A 20,849-nucleotide genomic window follows, 5' to 3' on the forward strand; every position below is an offset into this window, starting at 1 on the left:
TGGAACATTTTGTTTATTAAGATTTGATTAGAAGATAGGATGCTTGTTGAATTTGATATATAACTTGCTATATTACATCATTTTTACCGATCATTTTAAGTAAAGCGTAGTGATAGATTGACCTGCCTAACGAAATGCAAGCTATTTGCAAAGTTGGAGCAGGTCAAATAGTTTTCAATAGTTTACGTTATTTCCTTGTAAGTATTGTTTAATAGTATTAGCAATTGCTTTAGAAGCAAGGTAAGGGACCCCATTTCCGATAGTCTTAAATTTGTTCGTAAGTGTCATATTTTCAGGTAAAACAAAGTCTCGAGGCAATGATTGTATTGCCAAAGCTTCAGCTACAGATATTCGTCTTGCCTTGTATGGATGTAAATGAACTTCATTGTTTCCGTATGCAGCTGTGGGGGAATACCGCCATCTATGTAACCTTTTAAAAGACTTCCGGGATGAATCTCCTTCACTAATTGAATGAAACCGTTTCAAAGCCTTGGGTTGAAAGAAATCTTCAGAATTTTGATGGTTATTTACATCATTTTTTTCAAACCAATGATTTACAGTTAGAATAACAGGAATATTTTTATTTAATAAAGGCAAGTCAGAATTCTCATAAAAAGGGGTTATATCAGGCCATTCCAGCTGTGCTATATTTTCTTTTGAAAAAGCAATATCATGCTCCCAAGGGAAATTTTTAATAGTTACAGTTTCTTCAGTAAGTTCCTTTCCTAATTCAAGAAGGAAATTCTTTTTGAAGCCGATAAAAATTATCCTATCTCTATCTTGAGGAACTCCATATTCAATTGAACTGATTAAACGTTCTGTTGTTACATAACCGTAAGATTGGGCTTTATATTTTAATTCTTCAAAAAACTCCCGGTGTTTTTTTGTTTTCCACAAACCTTTCACATTTTCAAATACAAAAAAATCAGGCAATGTCCGACATATTAAATCGATATATGTACCGGAAAGTTTACCCTTATCACCATGACGCCCCCTATTTTTTCCGCCTACGGAGAAGTCTGGGCAAGGCGGTCCACCTATGAAGCCGACAAAATTCGAGTTACTATGTTCTTTTTTAATTAATTCTTTTATAATACCTTTCGATTTTGAATCAAGAATCTCACATATATCTACCTGATGATGTCCATATTTAGGTTCTTGTATTTTCAATTTTTCCCGTGAATACTTATATGCCTCCAAAAATGGTTTATGATATTCATTCACATATAAAATTTCGTAACCACTTTTTTCAAAACCCAAGTCAAGAAAGCCGGCACCAGAGAAAAATGATAGTAATTTTAGTTTGTTTTTTAGTAGATCTTCCATTTTGACCACCTTTCTTTCAATAGAAATTATATTAAAATCTGGCTCTATGTGCAATGTAAAATTAAATATTGTATCATAATTATTTTGAGTATGAAAGCAATATTTTTAACTGGCGCGGCTTTCTTATAATCCCATAGAATTACAAGAAGGCGGGTATATTGTTTCATTAAAGTTTATTGCTATAGTTAATGACAATTAGAACTGCATTTATGTACATCCCAGACTTAAAATATTCTACAATGAACTTGCTGTTGATAGTAGAAAAATAAAACCAAATTCGACAAAATAAGCCAAACGGCGACAAAGGATATACGTCTGGAGTGTAGAAAATTTTATAGAAGTATATAAAAACGTTGAAATTTCTGGGGGATGTAGTATGGATTATATTGAGTGGAATGAGTTAATTGCACAACATTTTTTTAATAACTCCAATGCTGGGCGAGAGGTAGTACTGTATGTTACTGATGAATTAATCAATGAACTTGGAAAAGGACATAGGGCTGATGTAGAAGACTTTATTGAAGCTGTTAAATCCGGGCCAAGTTGGGCCTATGAAAAAGAACTTTGCTTAAAAGCAAACCATGCATTAGAACGAAGTGTAAGGGACTATTGTAGAGATAAATATCCTCTATATTTAGCATATCTTGCTTTTTTTGTCCTGGCAGTCGACACGGAAGGAGATTTTTCAGAAATTGCATATTATCCTAAATTAAACACACGTCTTGGCGATTTTGAACGAAAAAATGCTCCATCTAGATTTCACCTTATTGAAAAGCTATGGTATGACTTGCAAGAGTGGAGTATGAAGATCAAAAAAGAAGAATTAGGACGGTTTACAATAAAACCACTTGGACGTTGGTGCCATGTGGGGCTTCCGCTTTCACAAACATTGCTGACATCTGAAGAACGGGTAAAATTATCGGTATTTTTTGCAGAATATGCTTTCGATTCATCATCACCCCCATCAAGTATTATCTTGTCAAATGCCATATGCAAATCAAATATTTTCAAGAATAGAACCAAGAAGCTTATCGAAAGCAACAAAAAAGAACATAAACATCTAAGAAATGCTTTACTTGATTTCATTCAGGAAGAGCTTAAGGAATGGAACGGATTATCATGTGATGATGGAGAAAAGTTCAATAGTGATAGAGAAAGCTGGATCAATAATTTTCTACGGTTATGTATTGAAATAGATAATTTAGCCATGATTATAAAGTTCACTGCAAGATTTAAAGCAAAGTATGAATTTCCTGAAGAAGAATTGCAATTTGTTAGCAAGAGAAATGGTGTTATGTGGACATGTAAAGAATCATCACGGTCATGGAGCAGGCCAATTATGGGGAGTTTTGGGAAAAAGTCTGATGATGCAAGTATTCTTGATTGGAAAGGTGGAGAAGAGTTTATTGATATGGAATTTAGATGGAAATTGAAGTTAAAACCATCATTAGTACGTGTATTCGAGTCGGGAGCGTTGGAAAGGATCAATGGATGGATTGAAGCGAACAAGGTAGAGCCGAATAAAGAATATTTAATCCTTTATCATGAGACTTGTGATTCTAGAATTCTTGCATGGGCTAAAAAATCCTGTGCAGATTATAAAGTATTATCGGTTTCGGGGTTGCCAAATGGATGGATTATTTTAAAAGCAAGGGAAATACTCAAATCCCATCCTGATTTTGAAGAATTAAAGTTTTCGTCAGGTTGTACGCTAGGCCTAAAGGATGGAATTAAATCAGGGCGTGGGAACCGCTATTTCAGGTTTGCAGCTCCTAAAATATGCATTGATGGTGCCGTAGGTAATGAAATAATTAGAATCAATGGAACCATAATTGAAAGAAATGAAGAGAACTTGTACCTTATTACGAACACTTTTGAAGCAGATAATACTTTTAAGATTGAACTAATTGCAGAAAACATGTGTATTGCGACACGTACAATAATACTGGAAGAACCCCGTATCCATCATCAATTCATGGCACCATATAGAGACAAGTTTGGTATCATTAATAATAAATATATGACGGATAATGAATTTTCAATTTCTGGCGTGAATATCAGGAACATTTCACCCAAAATCGAGAAACTATTTGTGGGACAATTACCAACATATCTTTCCCACACAATCATCTTCTTGGGAAGGCATGCCGGGCAGATTGCCGAATGGCCCAAAGATAGGCTGCCAAATGATTGGGAGGCTGTTTGGGCGGTTTATAAGGTAGGCCGTGACAAATGGAAAGCATTTTTTGTTGGCAAGGATATTGAACAATGCAGTATAAGTGAACAAAACAGGACAAATCCAAAATGGAAAAAGTGGAAGAAAGTTTTTATTAACATGTATGTTGAGCCTTCAAATATAAAGAGAATTAGACAACTCTGGATGGAATATAAAAGGGGGGCGAAATCAGTTTGAGATCCTTACTGTTAGAAATCATGTCAACAAGAGGTGAAATGACGATTGAAGACTACAAGGGTATATTTTACAGCTTATATCCTGAATTCTATGAAGACGAAGGGAAGATAAAAACTGCATATCTTCAAATGCTGTATTATCTAGATAGCTTGGGACATTGTGAATTTGATTTTGAAAATAGAAAAGTCTTCATATGTAAACCAATGATAGTATTACTTCCAGGGAGAGGCTGCATGAGGGCAGTGCTTGCTGGAGGGCGTGATAAAATTTTAATAGACAAGATTCAAAGACTAAAAGATGAGTTTAAGGATGAGTTAACGGTTAGCATATTGAAACAAGAAAGGGGTGAAATGGAATTACCAGATGTAATTATTTTTGAAACTCTTTATGGAAGTATATTGAATAAACTGGCTGATCGGTTGGCAATCGGAATGAATACAGAAACACCCACAGCTTGGATAATAGCGTATGAATCTGGAAATATGGAAGAATTTCAGTTGAAGTTCGACTATTTGCCATCTTTCAATGTTAATTGGCCAAGAAGGACATTTGATCCAGAAAATTTATTCTTTAGGAAAAATACTAATAACTTTGAAGTACCATATCTTGATGAGTATACAAATCCTATATCCCATCAAAAAAAATATATGCTTGCCACAGAGGATGGGATAACACAGGTTGATAGGGACTGGGGAAGATACTACATCTTAAATAGAATGGAGAAAAGCATATTACTATATGATGAAATAAACCAAATACTTGGTGTGCCAACATATATTTCATTGCCCAAATTATTGGCTAGAGCTGCAACGCTGTGTTCAGGTATGGCTCCGGAAAAAATAAAGCTTAATCAGCAAATCGGTGAATTGCCTGATAAATTACAGATGGATATATACATTGGAGTTGATTTAACTATTGTAAAAATTATCGCAAATAAAGTGGGGCAAAAATTGATACAAACCAGGCTACATTGTGGAGGAAAGGGTGAAATGGCATGAATGATCCTATTAAGACTTTTGATAGTATAAGGGATAATGTGATTCTTTATGTGAAAACTGCATTCGGTACGCGTTTCCCAAGCATTGAGGAAGAAAGGGAAAAACTATTAAGTGAAGGACACGGAGAATTATCAAATAAGGAAAAGGCTTTATATCAAGATCCTTGGATTGAACCGTTACCAAGATATAAAAGTAGTGGAAAGACCATAGATGATTTGACAGCTGATGAATTACCGGGACTTGACGGAAAGGAAAGAGTTCTTTTCAAGGAATTGGTGAAATGCGGATTATTTGGTGAACATCCTCTTTATAAACATCAAGCAGACATGCTCAAATGTGCTTTGGAGGGAAAAAACTGTGTAATTACATCGGGTACTGGATCTGGTAAGACAGAATCCTTCCTATTGCCCTTATTTGCCCAAATTATTAAAGAATTGGATGCATGGCCGGAATCTGGCTCTCCTAACCCCCATCTTAACGATTGGTGGAAAAGCAAGGATTGGATGAATCTCTGTAAACCACCTAGTAAAAATCTGAAAAGGTCTTATCGTATTCCGCAAAGGGAACATGAAGAAAGGGTATCAGCAGTGAGGGCATTAATACTATATCCCATGAATGCTCTGGTAGAGGACCAAATGACCAGGCTAAGGAAGGCCCTGGACTCTGAAAATGCAAGGCTTTGGATGAGTAATAACTTAAATGGTAATAGGATTTACCTCGGACGGTATAACAGTGCGACACCTGTACCTGGTCATGAACTGAGACCTAATGGAAATCCGAATACTGAAAAAATTAATGAACTCATTAAAAAGATAAATGAAATGGATGAAACTGCAGAAAGAGCCAGGAAATATGCCGACGACCAAAGTAAGGACGATCCTGAAAAATCCGAAATAATACACTTCTTTCCTAAAATGGATGGAGCAGAAATGAGATGCAGGTGGGATATGCAGGATTCACCACCGGATATATTGATAACCAACTTCTCGATGCTCAGCATAATGATGATGAGGGATGCGGATGAAAATATTTTTGAAAGAACAAGGGCGTGGCTTACATGTGAGGATTTACCGGAAAGGGAGAGGGAAAATGCGAAGAAAGACCGTGTATTCCACCTGATTGTGGACGAACTGCATCTATACAGAGGAACTGCAGGAGCTGAAGTTGCAAGCTTATTGAGATTATTGCTGCTTCGGCTTGGCCTTCATCCAAACCATCCCCAGCTCAGAATATTGGCTTCCAGTGCTTCATTGCAATCTGACAATGAAGATAGCCATAAATTTTTACAAGATTTCTTTGGATGTACTGGTTTTAATATCATTGAAGGTCATCCAGCCCCCGTTAATGAGATTGTTAGTGATGGCTATCTTCCTTCCAAACCTTTTAAAATGGTGGCGGAGCATTCAGAAAGTATAAATGAGGATGTGATGGTTGAATTCTTAAAGCAGTTAGGGTCTCCATATACTGGAGGAAATATATATGAGGAATTGATACAAACATTGGAATCCGATGAAATGTGCCTTGGTAAACGTATGGTACAAGCATGTGAAGTTGAGAATGTGTCCAAGGCAGTATCCATATACGATTTTGGTAAAGGAATTTTTGGAGATATCAATGCAAAAGATTTGCATAAAGCGGTTCAAGGACTGATGATAATCCGTGGTATATTTGAGGAAAAATCCATTAAAAATCAGTTGCCATCATTCCGGTTTCATTACTTTTTCAGAAATATAGAGGGACTGTGGGCTTCCACAAAGACCATGAAAGGAACAGGTGATGGACGTACTGTTGGAAAATTGTATCCATTTTCCCGAATCATATGTGAAGAAGATTGTCGTGTACTGGAATTACTATATTGCGAGCATTGTGGTACAGTATTATATGGAGGAAGCAGGCTCCAACTTGATCATGGAGAAATCGAAATGCTTACAACAGATCCGGAAATTGAAGGAATACCAGACAAAAGTCCGGCCCGGTTTGTTGAACGAAGAACATATAAAGATTACGCTGTGTTTTGGCCTGTTACTGAAAAACAAGAATTAAATAGCGAATCAGTAAGTTGGAAACAACCTAAGATTGGTATGTCCAGTAATAAAGGAAAACGGCATAGCTCTGAAGCGTTATGGGCTGAAGCAAGTCTTAACAATAGGACTGGACGTGTTAAGTATGGTAAAATTATTGGAAATGAAGAAAATAAAGAACAATGGGTAAACGGATATGTTTTTTGTATCGAGGAAAAGGGCACAGAAGAATTTCATAGTGCGTTACCTTGTTTATGTCCGTCATGTGGCGCTAATCATACAAAAAGAAAAAGGAAGTCACCCATAAGGGGGTTCCGAACTGGTTTTTCTAGGCTTAGCCAAATTTTTACTAAAGAATTGTTTTATCAACTATCTGAGTCTTCTCAAAGAAAGCTGGTGGTGTTTTCTGATAGCCGGGAAGATGCTGCCCAGATTTCCAATGGCGTTGAAAGATCCCATTATTCTGATCTAGTAAGGGAAGTAGTGGTAGACGAGCTTCAAATACAAGCATTTGGACAACCTCAGTTATTAGAAGATATAATCGATAATCGTGTTTCATATAGGGAATTAGCACTAGAATACCTAAAAAGAAATCCCGAAATGGATACAGAATTACGAGAACTTATAGAAGATGTAAATACAAATATTCTCCCGGAAACTAGTCCAAGACATCGAAAACTATTAGAGGATGCTGCCCAAGCAGCTAAAGAAGAAATAATAAAAATAGAAAAAATAGGCAAAAAACGAATAATACCAGTTTCGTTGATACTTCCTCCTGCCAATGATATTTCGTCATGTGGAATACTTATTAAAAGATTATTGGAACTAGGAGTAAATCCTTCAGGAAATGAGCTAAAACTGCAGTGGTTTAAATGGGATAATCAGTGGCATCATTGGACAGAATTATTTGATCTACAAAATTTTAATTGGAAGCCAAATCTACCCCAGACAGCTCAAGGTGGAAAAGATAGAATTCATGACAAATTATTAATAGCAATAGGAGAACTATTTTTCGGTAGGTTATACTTTGGATTGGAATCTTCGGGACTGGGATGGCCAAAGATATCTTTGGAAGATTCCATGTTGTCAAAGTATGCATCAGATGCTGGTGTACCGGAAGATGTATTTGAACAAATATGCGACTCTTTTGTTAGAATATTGGGAGACAAATATCGATGTATTCCTTACAACCCAGACTATGACGATCCCATGGACTATCCAGATTATGAGTCTTTAAGTGCAACATTTAAAAAATACTTGTGCAAAATTGCTGAAAAATACTCATTGGATGAAGAAAAGCTTGGAAATCTAGTTTTTGATGCGTTGCGTTCAGGTGGACATACAAATGCAAAAGTAAATATAAGATTACTTAATGTTAAAGTATCAACATATAATGATCCAGTTTGGATATGCCCTGCTTGTAGAAGGCAACATCTTCATTTGTCTGCAGGCATCTGTACAAATTGTAATGCAGTGCTTGATCCAGATCCAGAAACTATCTGTGGAGAGGTTTGGAAAGAAAGCTATATTGCTAAGCCAGTTCTTGACAAACGTACACCAATCCGTTTACATTGTGAAGAGCTTACAGCCCAATCTGATGATCAAGCGGAAAGACAGCGACATTTTAGGGGAATGATCATCGATCTAGACAGTCAACAAAGACAATATGATCCTCTAGTCGATGAAATTGACGTCTTAAATGTTACAACTACAATGGAAGTAGGTGTTGACATCGGTGGGCTTCAAGCTACAATGCTTGCCAATATGCCTCCAATGAGATTTAACTACCAACAGCGTGTTGGACGTGCAGGAAGAAGGAATCAGGCATTTGCATATGTATTGACATTATGCAGGGGGCGCAGCCACGACGAATACTATTTTGCCAATCCAGGGAAAATAACTGGGGATCCACCACCAGTCCCGTTTATTACTATGGATCAGGAAAGAATTACAAAACGACTTATAGCCAAGGAGTGTCTACGTAGAGCCTTCAAGGCTGCTGGAATAAGATGGTGGCATAGTCCAACCCCGCCAGACAGTCATGGAGAATTTGGATTAGTGGTCAGTGATGGAGATAAGCCTGGATGGAAGGAAAACAAAGATAAGGTTATTTCTTGGCTGAATACACATAAGGATGAAGAAAAGGAGATAATATCTGCTGTTACTAATAAAGATGACCAGCAACTGTTAGAATGGGCTTCTCATGAACTTCCATTACAAATAGATAAAGCAGTTATAAATCCAGAACTTACAGGAGAAGGTTTAGCCGAAAGGCTTGCTGAGGCTGCCATTTTGCCAATGTATGGAATGCCATCCAGAACAAGGTTGCTATACCATCATGTCAGTAGGAATGCTGTTAAGACTATTGACCGGGACCTGGAATTAGCGATAACCGAATTTGCTCCTGGTGCACAAAAGACAAAAGACAAAGCAATTCACACGGCCATAGGGTTCACTACACCTCTACTGAACAGGGGAAATAGCTGGGAGCCAGCACCGGGTAATCCTCTTTCAAAGAAATGGATGCAGCGTTGCAGAATATGTAACAATGTTAAAACCAGTGATGAAAAGTCGGATGATAATTTCTGTTCCTATTGTGGTTATCCTGAAGATGGAAAAGGGTTTGTCCAGTTCCAGATCGCCATACCTCAAGCGTTTAGGACCGATTTGTCCCATGGAGAGGACGCAAAAGAAGATACGGATGTTTTTGTTGGAGTACCATCCCTTCTTGCTGAAACAAATCAAATGCATCCAAAGCCTAAGAATGGAATTAATAGCAGTATTTCATTATCGCCTGAAGGCCATGCCTGGCGCATCAATGATAATGCAGGAAGACTGTTCCAGGGTGCTATTATGGAAACGGATAAACCAAGACTAAAGAACCAGTGGATATCTGCAGAGCGTGGTAGAGTTGCAAATGAAGATATAGCTTTGGCGGCAGGAAAAACAACAGAAATTTTGAGAATCTGTCCAACCACAGTACCATTAGGATTGAATATTGACCCGAGAAAACAAGGAAGCGCAGCAAAAGGGGCGGTTTATTCTGCAGCATTTTTACTAAGAAGCGTATTGGCTGTTGAGTTGGATATTGATCCGGATGAAATAGAAATTGCAAACTATTCAGTAAAAAGTGATTTGGACGAGTCAAGTGTTGCAGATATTGTTATGTGTGACAGACTTTTAAACGGTTCAGGGTTTGTCAGATATTTTTATAATAATTATGAGAAGATTTTGCGTGAAATCTGTAATGCGAGACCGGATAAGGATAGTTTCGCAGGTTCCATTCTAACGCCTCAACATCGAAATGAATGTGATTCTGCCTGCTACCATTGCCTTAAGGTTTATCGAAATATGCCTTACCATGGATTACTGGATTGGCGGTTGGCATTAGCGTATTTACGCATCTTGTTGGATTCGAATTATTTGGTTGGATTAGATGGAAACTTTGAACAGCCTGAATTGGAGAATTGGCTTGAGACAGCTACGAAACTGAGGGATAATTTCATTTCATATTTTATTAACTATTCTCCGAGTACATGGGCAGGTTTGCCAGGATTTAAGGCTGGAAACCAGTGCTTTATTATTGTACATCCGCTTTGGGATACAAAAAAACCACAAGGCATTCTAGCAAGAGCTGTGGCAGAGGCTGAGCTGGTGGCAGGTACCGAACCAAGATATATGGATACTTTTAACCTGCTTAGAAGACCGGGATGGTGCCATATCTCCCAAACGAGGTGGTAGCCTTGAACCCACATGTGATACCTGACATGCCAATAAAGCCGCTAAAAAGAATATCACCCAGTAAGTACTTCGCAGTAGATCCTTGTATTCTGAGGGAAGCATGGGCAGCAAATCATATCAATGAATTGTTGCCAGTTATCCCTACTGTCAGAGTTGGTATTATTGCCCATAGAATTTTGGAACTAACTATAAAGGGAAGAATACGAAACCATCAGGATATTGATGAAATCTGGAAAGATGGGATAAAAAAATTCGAATTAGAGATGCATGAGAATTGGATGGAAAAGCATCTTGTACCACTTGCAAGAAATGCCTGGAACTATGAGGTAAAAAAACAAAAATGCATTCTACTTGCACAAAATTTTTTCACTAATACAGAAAAAGCAAGTGGAAAGGGACAGAAGTATGAAGCTGAAATTTGGCTGGAGACTCCGGACGGAAAAGTAGGAGGAAAAATTGATGCTATTAAACAATTGGGAAATGATATTCAGCTTATAGATTACAAGACAGGAAAGGTTTTTGATAAAAATCAGGAAGGAAAAGTAATAAAGTTTGAATATCAGAAACAATTAAAACTTTATGCAGCCATGTATTATATGAATAGGGGAAAGTGGCCTACCTGCTTGACAATCGTAGAACTAAGCCAGAAAGAACATGACATTCCATTCCACAGGGACGAATGTATGGAATTATTAAATGATGCAGTAATAAGACTAGAAGCGATTAAACAAAAAATTTCAGGTATCAATTATATTGACGAAATAGCATATCCATCCCCACAGAATTGCAAATACTGTTACTATTGGCCAGGGTGTGCCATGTATTGGGAACATAAACAGGACTCGGATAAATGGCCGGCTGATTGCCATGGCATAGTAAAAGAAAAGAGAATATTAGGAAATGGAACATTGTTATTAGTATTGGGTAGGCAAGAAGGGGATGTTGTGGTGAGTGGATTATCTATGGACAGGCATGGGATTCTGAAAGATGATATAAGAGAGATTTACCTATATAACCTGGAAAGAACTCCTGTGCCGGGATATTTTAAACAGGGCATTTTAACTACATGTTATAAAAGTTGCAAGTGAAATCCCATAAAAAAGTATCGAATATAAATCGAAAATCCTCCTGTAATTTAAATAATCGCTGGAGGGTTTTCGATTATTCTGTAAAACTTAGATAAAAAATAAGAGTAATATTAAAACAAAGGAATTATGCCTTACAGGATATGTCATGGGAGCTGTAGGTGAAGACTGCCACTGAAGGCTAAGGAGTCAATTTATGTTGACCCTTGTCTTAATTCTATAAATTAAGAAGGATTTGATGTTTTGTATCAGCAAGGGAGGATAGCGGATACCATAGAGGCACTTCTTGATTTTTACCATATGGGTTCTGCATTAATGAGCTAGATACAAAGGATCTGTAAGTAAGGGAGGTCTTTTGGTATTAAAAGTTTTTTTCAATACGGAATAATTCTTCTCTTAAATTGGCAAGTCTTTGTTCCGGATTCTTTTTCAACTCGCATTCCCATATAATAATTACATTCCAGCCTTCTTTTCTCAAAGCTTCGGTATTAAGCACATCCTTTTCCTTGTTCCTGTTTATTTTAGAAAGCCAGAAATCTGTCCTTGTTTTGGGTATATTAGCTACTTTACAGTTTTCATGTCCATGCCAAAAACATCCGTGGACAAAGATGACCGTTTTGTATTTCGGTAATACAATATCGGGTTTACCCGGATATCTATTATCGTTTTTGCGGAATCTGAATCCGTGGGCAAAAAGCCATTTTCTGACTAAGACTTCTATTTTAGTATCTTTACTGCGGATTTTTGACATTACTTCACTTCTTTTTTCTTTTGTAAATACATCTGCCAAAAGAATGCCTCCTTTCTTTATTTTAATTTGCGTTTTAAATTAGATGGTATTTCGATTTATTATTTTATACGTATTTTAAACTTTGCCCTTTAATTTTAATAATATTCTACTAAAAATGTAGTGAACATAAAGAGTATATACCTTGGGTATTTTTTTGTTATTAACGACAGGATTTGACACTGTATTATCATTTCCGATATTAAAATATAATAGTGAAATGTTTTTAGGGACTATTGCGTGTCAAGAATATTAAAAAATATAGTGATGTTCATAGCTTGTGTTATAAATATACCAGGCGAAATTCAGCAAAAAATGCAAGGAAAGATTATATAAGTAATACAAGAAAAAAGTGTGGTATTATGCTATGTATTAATATACGAATCTATACTAGACGGTCTTTTGTGAAAAGTTATGAAGTAAACATAGAGATTAAAGCTTTATAATGGAAGTAGAAAACCTTAGAGCTATGTTTGATAAGTTAACGAGGAAAAATAAAATATGGAAGAGGATAATAGGGATAAAACCAGAAATGCCCATAATTGGGATATAGATAATTACATCCTAATTTTAAATAGTAAAGCTTATATATCTGATTCTACTGAAGTTTGTTAGAAATTGAATATGGTATATACTGGAGATGAAAAAAGAAATTACAATATCAACTTGTCATGCCTCTCTAATGTTAGAACAAAAGGAGATGATTAGATGATAGCTATTGAGCAAGAGCTTGTTAAAAAGTTTTTGAAAAAGCTTGGTAAACCGAAAGATTATGAAATAAACAAAGAAAAAATATTAGAGATTCTAACTAATGGATATAAAGATGAGGGTCTAAATTTCCATGAGGTATTCTTAAGAAGCAGGGCCGTATTAAACCTTGATATTGATATTATAGATGACTTATTTAAAAATTTGACATTTATAAATAACGATGATAAAAAAAGGATTTTTATGGATTTTGAATTTATAAAGCATTGTAGGCGAAGATATGAATTATATCAAAATATACAAAGAAAAATAATTAAAAATTCAAGAGGAAAATTATACGCAGAGGATTTACTACTGTTTTTTGAGTTTCTAAATGAAAACTTTAGAAGGAACGGGGAACTATTCCTTAATATGCCTGTAACGAGCTGGGAAACGGGAAGTTCACAAAAGGATCATATCTGTGACAGTTTTGATGTTGTTATAAAAATGATCTGTGAACTTAATATTCCATTCTCACAAAATGTAGCTTCTAGAATAAATAAATCTTGCAATGAAATGTATGGAGTGAGTGGACATCAAAAATCGATTGCGCAATTTTTAGATGCAATGTTAGTCAGGCTTAATGTACCTACATTCAACGGGAAAATATGGATAATCTATCACGGTCTTGAATATTGGACTGATTTAGAAAGATATAGAGATCTGAACTATAATTATCAATTACAATTTGATATAGGTTCTCATGAGGCAGTTCAATTGATGAAGAACGTAGAGCTTTTAGAAATATATGGTGATAACGAAATTGCAAAATTTGATTTTTCAAAAATATATTACTATAGTGCAAAGGAGACATTTTATCAAAGTTATAAACATTTGTATCCAGTTTATAGAGATACTGATACAGCTTTCCAATATAACGGAAAAGAATATTTAATAAATGACCTGATAACTATATATGAGAAACTTTATGCTTTTACAGAAAAAGAAAGGGGAAGGAATGATGAAAAGGATTTTACGAATAACCATTCTTTAATAAAACAATATGGAAAAAAACAACTGTTAAGGGTCATTGGGATTAATAATAATGAAATGCTTCCATTATTAGACTTACTGTCTTATGATTTTGATATTAACAGAGATAAATACTATCTTATCCATTGCAAACCTTTACTAAAAAAGGGTCCGATATTTTACATCATACCTTCACATATCCAGTATTTATCAAGAGAAAAAGTAGTAGATAAGATACTATCAAACGAAGTAACGGTTATTTTTAAAGAGAATGAAAAAAAAGGACTAGTATTTGAGGATAGTATTGAGGGGTTCTTTAGAAATCAGAATACTAAATTTGGAAGAGTTCAAAGGAATAGAAAACAAAACATACCAGAAATTGATGGAGTATTTTGCTTAGATGATTATGTGTTTTTATTTGAAGCTAAGGCTACCATCAAACCTGATTCTGTAGTTGAAAGTTATAACTATTTGAGAGATACAATGCTAAGTGCACAATCTCAATTAAATGAAAGAATTAATATTATACTTAATGATGAGGAACGAAGAAAGTATATTGAAGATGTTCTGAAATTCGAAATTAAAAGCAAGAAGATCGCAGCGTTTATTCTGGTAAATCATCATTTTTTTAATGGATATAAAGAGTTAAAGAACGAGCATTTTGGTGTGCATTACCCAATAGTTGATTTTCTTACATTAAAAAATGTAATAATTAATAAAAGAGCCTTGTGCTGGAATTATAATGCTTTAAAAGAATGCTATTATAAAACTGATCTACCTATAAATAATGGAGAAGATCTTTGGAATTATTTGCTTAATCAGGTTGAGTGCTTGAAAAGTACGGAAAATCCAGTATTCCAGATTCTTGAAGATGGTATTGCCTTTAGAATTGTAAAGCCTTTTTCGTTTTGTAGAATACATAGAGACGATGAGGAGGGGTTTTCCTATTAAAGTTTTTAAAAATCAAAGTTACAAAGAATTCAAATTAGATAGCTTTAAAGCCAAACCAAGGACTATGATGACATTGATAAAGAAATTTATTCATAAAAGGTAGAAGGAGGGATTGTGATATGCCTATCTACAACAAATTAGTCAGAGATAAAATACCAGATATAATAGAAGCAGAAGGAAAAAGGACGGTTACGGCCGTCCTGGAGAAGGATGAGTATTACAAAGCACTTATTGTAAAGCTACATGAAGAAGTACAAGAGTTTACTGAAAGTGACAGTATCGAAGAGATCGCAGATATTTTAGAGGTGATCGATGCGATTCTTGCTGCTAAGGGTGTTACGAATGAACAGGTAAGTATGATTCAGGAGCGAAAACGAACTGAAAGAGGTGGCTTTGAAAAGAGAATAATGCTTCTTGAGGTTTTAAAGTAAAGAGAGAGTAAAAACAAAACTATTTAACATGAATGCTTTTTATGCTGTAGTAAGAATTTTTGCATGACTCAAAACTTATGTGGTATTAATTGATAAAAATCCTGATATATGTGAATATATCAGGATTTTTTTATTTATTATTCAAAATATACGCATGAAAACTATTGAAAATAAATGGTTTCATGATATAATGTTCTAATAAAGAACATTATATCAAACTATTCTTCTATACCAAGGAGCCAAGATACGCTGACTTTCAGTATTTTACTTAAAGCTATCAACTCATAATCTGTAACGATTCTTTTTTGCTGCTCTAGTTTAGAAATACTCGCCCTATCTATATATATGGCCATGGTTTCAAGTCTTACTGAAAGCTGCTCTTGTGTGAGGCTGTTTTTAACTCTTGCTTTTTTGACCTGTGGGCCAATCATATTCTTATTTTTACTATCTATTATGATTTTCATACCAATCACCTTTGTGTTTTATTAGAACATTTTTATCATATGACATTTATTGTAAAATCATGTTCTAATAAAGAACAAATGGGAAGAATCAAGTTACCGATTAAATACTTTGGTAATCGTTGATATCGATAACTTGAAAGAAGCAAATGACAGGGCTGGACATACTGTAGGAGACAGGATGATCAAGATCGTGGCCGATTCCATTGAAGAATCCATACGGGCAAAAGACATTGCTTTCCGGTATGGTGGAGATGAGTTTGTGATCCTGCTTCATGATGTAAGGGATGATGAAATCCATGTCAGTATGGGTGCAGCTGCCTTTGATGATTTGGCAGATTTACAAACAGCATTCCAAAAAGCGGACCGCCATTTGTATGAGGAAAAGCAGCATAAGAAATTACGAACCAGTGATGAAAGATATGATTTATAGGTATTTGGCTTTGGAAGTGGAGTTGAAATCAAAAGCTTGAACAAGCCCTTTGTTTCTTGATGAAAGCAAAGGTTATTGTGGATTGTTCACAATCTCTAATACGACGTTATGAGGAAGTATAGGATTTTACTGCACAAGTCTAATTTATAATCTTAATTAGTCGGTTCCACGTGTTATCAAGTGGGTTTTAAAAATATAGAAAATCACTTTTTCGTGGAATTCGGATAATTACAAATTGAAATAAAATCTTCTACGATTGTCCCCATTTCTTCCGGCGATTTCTGCACACTGTCGTTCAGCCACCAGATAAGGATACGCATAAATCCGCCGGTACTAAATGCTAAAGCATATTGAATGCTTTCCTTTGAAAAGGGTGTTGCTTTCCCTTTTACTTCATCAAAAGCCGGAGGTAAAAGCTCATCAACCTTTGCAAGAAAAAGCGGAAGCAATTGATGACGATTGACGAGTGATAAAAAGTCTTTATGTTTTTGCATCTGTGTAAAAAAGACTTTAGCAATATTAGACAAGGATAAGTTTGTTTGTTGTGAGATAAGTGATCTATATTCCAGCCAGATTTTATAAAAATAGCCTTCCAAAATTTCATCCTTTGAGGAATAGTTCCGGTAAAAAGTCCGTCTGGAAAGTCCGGCATGATCTGTAATCTCCTGTATCGTAATTTCTTGATAATTTTCTGTATGCATCAGTTTTAACAGAGCATCCTCCATCCACAATTTTGACTGATTAGATTTAGGGTTTCCTTTATTTTTATCTGACATGAATACTCCTCCTACATCGTCACATATTTTCCAATCTGTAGCTTTTGTGCCAGAATGATTGACTGTATTTCTTTACCTAAATTATAATAGATATTGTTAATCGACACAACTGTGACAATAGAAGGAGGAATATTTTATGAATACAATGAGTTTTATCGTCTGGATGCTGCCAGTCATTTTTATGATTCATGATTTCGAAGAGATCATTATGGCGGAAGTATGGGGCAAACGATATAGACAGGAAATCAACACAGTTTGGCCCAAAAAGCAGCCGTTTGGTTTGAATTATATACATAACTGCCAGACACCAACCTTTTCCATCGGAGTAGGAGTCGAATTTTTGCTTTTTTCACTTATTAGTTTGTTTTCTGTAATCTTTCAAAGTTATTTTCTTTGGTATGGTGCTTTCTTAGGGCTGATTTTACATATGGTTTTTATCCATATGGTAATGTGCGTTTGGTTTAAAAACTATGTGCCGGGAGTCATCACATCGGTTATTTTTTTACTTCCTAGCATTTGGTTTTTGTATGCGGCAGAAAAAATATTATATTATGGAGCAGGAACAATTCTGTTAGCTTGCTTGTTGGGAAGTGTTTTGATTATTACGATAATACCCATGCTTCATAAATTTATGGGTTCATGGTCTAAATGGTTATACAAATATTCAGAAGCACAGATCAAAGAATAAACTAATGAACGTCACAAATGTTATACAATAAAATATTTTGGGCGCATTTATTCCAATCGAGTTATGTGACACCCTTGAGGAGATAAAAAAGATGTAAAGCTGACGAATTCATAAAAAATTTTTCGCTAGTTGACAATTATATTAAGGCTGTGATACCGAATTCGATAGGTTTAGAAACAAGGAGGCGAGGTACTTGGCAAGTCAATCAAGTATATGCCAATAAAGTGGAATTAATCTTTGTGGAACGGCACAGGGGCCGCTCCCTACAGAAGAAAATACATTCTGTTCTAGAAGCGTATACCTACAAATGGTTCAATGATATAATCTTCTAATTGTCAGTGTATACGGAGATATTATATAGCTTATACAAAATAACAGACATAGTTTGTTATTTTGTATGGATTCCATTACTGAATAGGTAACATAAGACAGTCTCTTTAATTTACCGATGTAAAATAGATTGCTAAGATTCTCTCACCATCGTCTTTTATTATATACACGATTAGGATATAATTTAATCATGGATAGCTTATCCCATAAAGTTTAAAGGAGTTGAAGATATATGGATACTTACAAAGATTCTTTTAAATATAGAGTAAAAATGATGGAGAAGCTAGCCCAAATTGAGGAAATTGAACCCTTTGATATTTATTTTATGGGTGGAAGTGCCTGTATACTTGGGAATTATATAGAAAGACGTACACTGGATTATGATTTTATAAATATAGGGTATACACCGGTGCATGGACGTATTTTTAACGTTCTTGGAGATATTGATATCCTAGAATATGAATTTTGTCCATTATCTCCTACCTTCAAAGAACGGGCCGTCAAGCTGGAAGAGTTTGATTATCTCAATATTTACGTACTGTCGAGAGAAGATATTATTGTTAGCAAATTATCCCGTTATGCTGAAAAAGATAAGGAAGACATAAAATATTTGATTAGAGATTGTGACAAGAACCTCTTGCTTTTGATCATACGTGAGGTTGAAGAAAGAAAAGATTTTATTGAATCTGCCAGAAATAATTTCATTAAAAATTGTAAAGAAATGAGGGGTACATTTCATGTATAGGATATTTGTTGAAAGTTATCCCAATGTAGTAAATTCATTAAAAAAAACAGATATAAGATATACGTATGTTGAATATATGGATCTTCTGTGTGATCCGGTGAAGCATGAAGAACATGCTCGGCGGCGTAGTGAAAAATATGTAAAGCTTTGCAACTTATTGAGCTATATTAAAGAAAATATCTGGGAGTATCCTAGACTGGAAGTATTGCTATATGAGTTGGAATGTTTGGGGATTGTTCCGGTAAAAACGGAACAAATCTTAACAGAAGAAGAACTGGAAGAAGGGGCAAAGATTCTAAAGAGTATCGTTAAATTGAACTATTGGCAATAATATGATCAATATAGAAATTAAGGGAAGAGCTGCCATTTTGAAAGAGGGATCTTGATGATAGAATTGATAAGAAAACAGAATCAGCTCGGATAAAAGCACTGGGAAATGCGAAGGTTATATGATCAATGCAGATTCAAAGGTTATTGATCTGCAAGCCCGTATCAAGGTCGGCCGTAATGATCCTTGCCCTTGCGGCAGTGGCAAGAAATACAAAAAGTGCTGCGGAAAGTGAAGGCAATGCCGTCAAGCCCAACCAGCTTCAAGCGGTATTATTTTTGTACACTCAAGGCATGTGGAGTATGTTGTGCTGATAGAGGGCAATAGGTTAGAATGTGATGTAGAAGGGTTTTTATATAAATCGGTGCATGGATAAATGGAGATTGCAGCGTTTAATAAACCTATATAAAGGAGAGATATAATGAGCAAAGTGTATTGCATTAGAAATTCAGGGACGGATTATGACCAATTAGGAAAGGATGCATTAAAGCTATTAAAAACAATCACAGCAGAAACTGGACATCAATTTGAGCAGGAGGTACCTATAAAGGTTCACTTTGGGGAAAAAGGTAACACCACCTTCATCCCTGCGAAATGCTATGATGAGATTATTAATTATTTGAAGGAAATAGGGGTATCCCCATCCTATATTGAAACAAATGTATTGTATAGGGGATCAAGGACGACTTCGGATAATCATATTCAAACAGCAAAAAAACATGGCTTTACCCAAATTCCTATTATAATCGCAGATGGGGAATTGGGTACAGATTACGATGAGATTGAAATCAACAAAGAATACATAAGGAAATGCAGAATAGGGAAGGGTTTTGGAAAATATAAGCAATTTATTGTCATGAGTCATTTTAAAGGACATATCGAAGCAGGATTTGGCGGAGCCCTTAAACAGCTTAGTATGGGTTTTGCTGCCCGGGGGGGAAAGCTGGAACAGCACTCTGGGATAGCCCCTATCGTAACGGCTGAAAAATGTATTGGTTGTGATCTTTGTGTAGGCAAATGCGATTTTGATGCCATATACAGAACCGACACCGCTGTGATTGACGAAGCCAAATGTGTTGGCTGTGCTGGTTGTATTGCAGTCTGTCCTAAAGGGGCAATAAGAAACACCTGGGGAGGTTCAAATTTTCTGGAGAAGCTTTCAGAATATGCCTATGGGGCATCAAAAGACAAAGATATTATCTACATTACTTTTGTACACAACATTACTAAGGATTGCGACTGTATGGGAAAAGCAATGGAACCAATTGCAGAAAATATTGGTATTCTTACGTCTAAAGATCCAGTTGCCTTAGACACCGCCTGTTTAGATTTGGTACAGAGAAACAGCAAGAAGCTGCTGTTCGAAAAAGGAAGAGCCTCCCTTCAACATGCTGAAAAAATCGGATTGGGGAAAATGGAGTATCAGCTTGTTGAAATCGAAGGCACTTTATAAACTGAATTAAAGCAAACCGTTCCTGTGCCATGCTTGTAACAATATAAATAAAAAATTTGGCAAATGAGCATTAGAAGCTGAATCTCAAATTTTCAAACCGAATTATAGAACTTCCTATAAAGGATTTTAAATGCTTCATCAGTTCGGTCAAATAAAATCCAAC

Annotated in this window: 16 protein-coding genes; 12 read left to right on the forward strand and 4 right to left on the reverse strand. The window is 35.6% G+C overall.

Features of this window, described 5'->3' with window-relative positions; translation table 11 throughout:
• Nucleotides 1-174: 174 nt before the first annotated feature.
• On the reverse strand, nt 175-1,326 hold the full coding sequence (locus Gferi_RS21625) for a DNA cytosine methyltransferase (protein ID WP_069980212.1): 1,152 nt from the start codon (nt 1,324-1,326) through the stop codon (nt 175-177).
• 376 nt (nt 1,327-1,702) lie between these two features.
• Here Gferi_RS21625 and Gferi_RS21630 point away from each other — a divergent pair, with 376 nt between their 5' ends.
• From Gferi_RS21630 to Gferi_RS21645, 4 genes are read left to right on the forward strand one after another with little or no spacing between them, the layout of a single operon-like run.
• Nucleotides 1,703-3,739: a hypothetical protein gene (locus Gferi_RS21630; RefSeq protein WP_069980214.1), complete on the forward strand. Its 2,037-nt coding sequence runs from the start codon at nt 1,703-1,705 to the stop codon at nt 3,737-3,739.
• Nucleotides 3,740-3,777: 38 nt separating this feature from the next.
• Nucleotides 3,778-4,737 carry a hypothetical protein gene (locus Gferi_RS21635; protein WP_156782461.1) on the forward strand — a complete coding sequence of 320 codons (960 nt, stop codon included), beginning with the start codon at nt 3,778-3,780 and terminating at the stop codon, nt 4,735-4,737.
• Nucleotides 4,734-10,499, forward strand: coding sequence for a DEAD/DEAH box helicase (locus Gferi_RS21640; RefSeq protein ID WP_069980217.1), 5,766 nt, complete (start codon nt 4,734-4,736; stop codon nt 10,497-10,499). The genes Gferi_RS21635 and Gferi_RS21640 overlap by 4 nt, the downstream gene beginning before the upstream one ends.
• A 2-nt stretch (nt 10,500-10,501) precedes the next feature.
• The gene (locus Gferi_RS21645) at nt 10,502-11,587 is read left to right on the forward strand and encodes a PD-(D/E)XK nuclease family protein (protein WP_069980219.1); all 1,086 of its coding nucleotides are present in this window, start codon (nt 10,502-10,504) and stop codon (nt 11,585-11,587) included.
• Between the two features lie 358 nt (nt 11,588-11,945).
• Here Gferi_RS21645 and Gferi_RS21650 read toward each other — a convergent pair whose 3' ends face one another.
• Complete coding sequence (locus Gferi_RS21650; RefSeq protein WP_069980221.1) at nt 11,946-12,374, reverse strand: very short patch repair endonuclease; 429 nt, start codon at nt 12,372-12,374, stop codon at nt 11,946-11,948.
• Between the two features lie 705 nt (nt 12,375-13,079).
• On the opposite strand from Gferi_RS21650, the gene Gferi_RS21655 reads away from it, so the two are divergent.
• The gene (locus Gferi_RS21655) at nt 13,080-15,041 is read left to right on the forward strand and encodes a hypothetical protein (protein WP_069980223.1); all 1,962 of its coding nucleotides are present in this window, start codon (nt 13,080-13,082) and stop codon (nt 15,039-15,041) included.
• A gap of 119 nt (nt 15,042-15,160) precedes the next feature.
• Entirely contained in the window at nt 15,161-15,472 is a 312-nt protein-coding gene (locus Gferi_RS21660; protein WP_069980225.1) for a nucleoside triphosphate pyrophosphohydrolase, read from the forward strand.
• Nucleotides 15,473-15,690: 218 nt separating this feature from the next.
• On the opposite strand, the gene Gferi_RS21665 is transcribed toward Gferi_RS21660, so the two are convergent.
• Nucleotides 15,691-15,936, reverse strand: coding sequence for a helix-turn-helix domain-containing protein (locus tag Gferi_RS21665; RefSeq protein ID WP_069980227.1), 246 nt, complete (start codon nt 15,934-15,936; stop codon nt 15,691-15,693).
• Nucleotides 15,937-16,069: 133 nt separating this feature from the next.
• Here Gferi_RS21665 and Gferi_RS21670 point away from each other — a divergent pair, with 133 nt between their 5' ends.
• On the forward strand, nt 16,070-16,366 hold the full coding sequence (locus Gferi_RS21670) for a diguanylate cyclase (protein WP_236932769.1): 297 nt from the start codon (nt 16,070-16,072) through the stop codon (nt 16,364-16,366).
• Between the two features lie 203 nt (nt 16,367-16,569).
• Here Gferi_RS21670 and Gferi_RS21675 read toward each other — a convergent pair whose 3' ends face one another.
• Entirely contained in the window at nt 16,570-17,142 is a 573-nt protein-coding gene (locus Gferi_RS21675) for a TetR/AcrR family transcriptional regulator (protein ID WP_069980229.1), read from the reverse strand.
• A gap of 136 nt (nt 17,143-17,278) precedes the next feature.
• Between Gferi_RS21675 and Gferi_RS21680 the strand changes: the two genes are divergently transcribed.
• From Gferi_RS21680 to Gferi_RS21700, 5 genes are all read left to right on the forward strand, one after another.
• Complete coding sequence (locus Gferi_RS21680) at nt 17,279-17,830, forward strand: HXXEE domain-containing protein (protein ID WP_069980230.1); 552 nt, start codon at nt 17,279-17,281, stop codon at nt 17,828-17,830.
• A gap of 562 nt (nt 17,831-18,392) precedes the next feature.
• Nucleotides 18,393-18,905, forward strand: coding sequence for a DUF6036 family nucleotidyltransferase (locus tag Gferi_RS21685; RefSeq protein ID WP_069980231.1), 513 nt, complete (start codon nt 18,393-18,395; stop codon nt 18,903-18,905).
• A complete protein-coding gene (locus Gferi_RS21690; protein ID WP_069980232.1) occupies nt 18,898-19,236 on the forward strand; it encodes a hypothetical protein in 339 nt (112 codons plus the stop codon). Before Gferi_RS21685 ends, Gferi_RS21690 begins: the two co-directional genes overlap by 8 nt.
• A gap of 118 nt (nt 19,237-19,354) precedes the next feature.
• The gene (locus tag Gferi_RS29320) at nt 19,355-19,468 is read left to right on the forward strand and encodes an SEC-C metal-binding domain-containing protein (RefSeq protein ID WP_083273700.1); all 114 of its coding nucleotides are present in this window, start codon (nt 19,355-19,357) and stop codon (nt 19,466-19,468) included.
• Nucleotides 19,469-19,654: 186 nt separating this feature from the next.
• Nucleotides 19,655-20,686 (forward strand): DUF362 domain-containing protein, encoded by a 1,032-nt coding sequence (locus Gferi_RS21700; protein ID WP_069980234.1) that lies wholly within the window; start codon nt 19,655-19,657, stop codon nt 20,684-20,686.
• The last annotated feature ends 163 nt before the right edge of the window (nt 20,687-20,849 follow it).

Source organism: Geosporobacter ferrireducens, assembly GCF_001750685.1.
Classification (GTDB): Bacteria; Bacillota; Clostridia; order Peptostreptococcales; family Thermotaleaceae; genus Geosporobacter; species Geosporobacter ferrireducens.

Excerpts from the sequence above, each read along its gene's own strand:
- Gferi_RS21665 (WP_069980227.1), bottom strand. The coding sequence starts at position 15,936 with ATGAAAATCATAATAGATAGTAAAAATAAGAATATGATTGGCCCACAG.
- Gferi_RS21680 (WP_069980230.1), top strand. The coding sequence starts at position 17,279 with ATGAATACAATGAGTTTTATCGTCTGGATGCTGCCAGTCATTTTTATG.
- Gferi_RS21640 (WP_069980217.1), top strand. The coding sequence starts at position 4,734 with ATGAATGATCCTATTAAGACTTTTGATAGTATAAGGGATAATGTGATT.
- Gferi_RS21660 (WP_069980225.1), top strand. The coding sequence starts at position 15,161 with ATGCCTATCTACAACAAATTAGTCAGAGATAAAATACCAGATATAATA.
- Gferi_RS21635 (WP_156782461.1), top strand. The coding sequence starts at position 3,778 with ATGACGATTGAAGACTACAAGGGTATATTTTACAGCTTATATCCTGAA.
- Gferi_RS21690 (WP_069980232.1), top strand. The coding sequence starts at position 18,898 with ATGTATAGGATATTTGTTGAAAGTTATCCCAATGTAGTAAATTCATTA.
- Gferi_RS21655 (WP_069980223.1), top strand. The coding sequence starts at position 13,080 with ATGATAGCTATTGAGCAAGAGCTTGTTAAAAAGTTTTTGAAAAAGCTT.
- Gferi_RS21685 (WP_069980231.1), top strand. The coding sequence starts at position 18,393 with ATGGATACTTACAAAGATTCTTTTAAATATAGAGTAAAAATGATGGAG.
- Gferi_RS21630 (WP_069980214.1), top strand. The coding sequence starts at position 1,703 with ATGGATTATATTGAGTGGAATGAGTTAATTGCACAACATTTTTTTAAT.
- Gferi_RS21675 (WP_069980229.1), bottom strand. The coding sequence starts at position 17,142 with ATGTCAGATAAAAATAAAGGAAACCCTAAATCTAATCAGTCAAAATTG.
- Gferi_RS21700 (WP_069980234.1), top strand. The coding sequence starts at position 19,655 with ATGAGCAAAGTGTATTGCATTAGAAATTCAGGGACGGATTATGACCAA.
- Gferi_RS29320 (WP_083273700.1), top strand. The coding sequence starts at position 19,355 with ATGATCAATGCAGATTCAAAGGTTATTGATCTGCAAGCCCGTATCAAG.
- Gferi_RS21625 (WP_069980212.1), bottom strand. The coding sequence starts at position 1,326 with ATGGAAGATCTACTAAAAAACAAACTAAAATTACTATCATTTTTCTCT.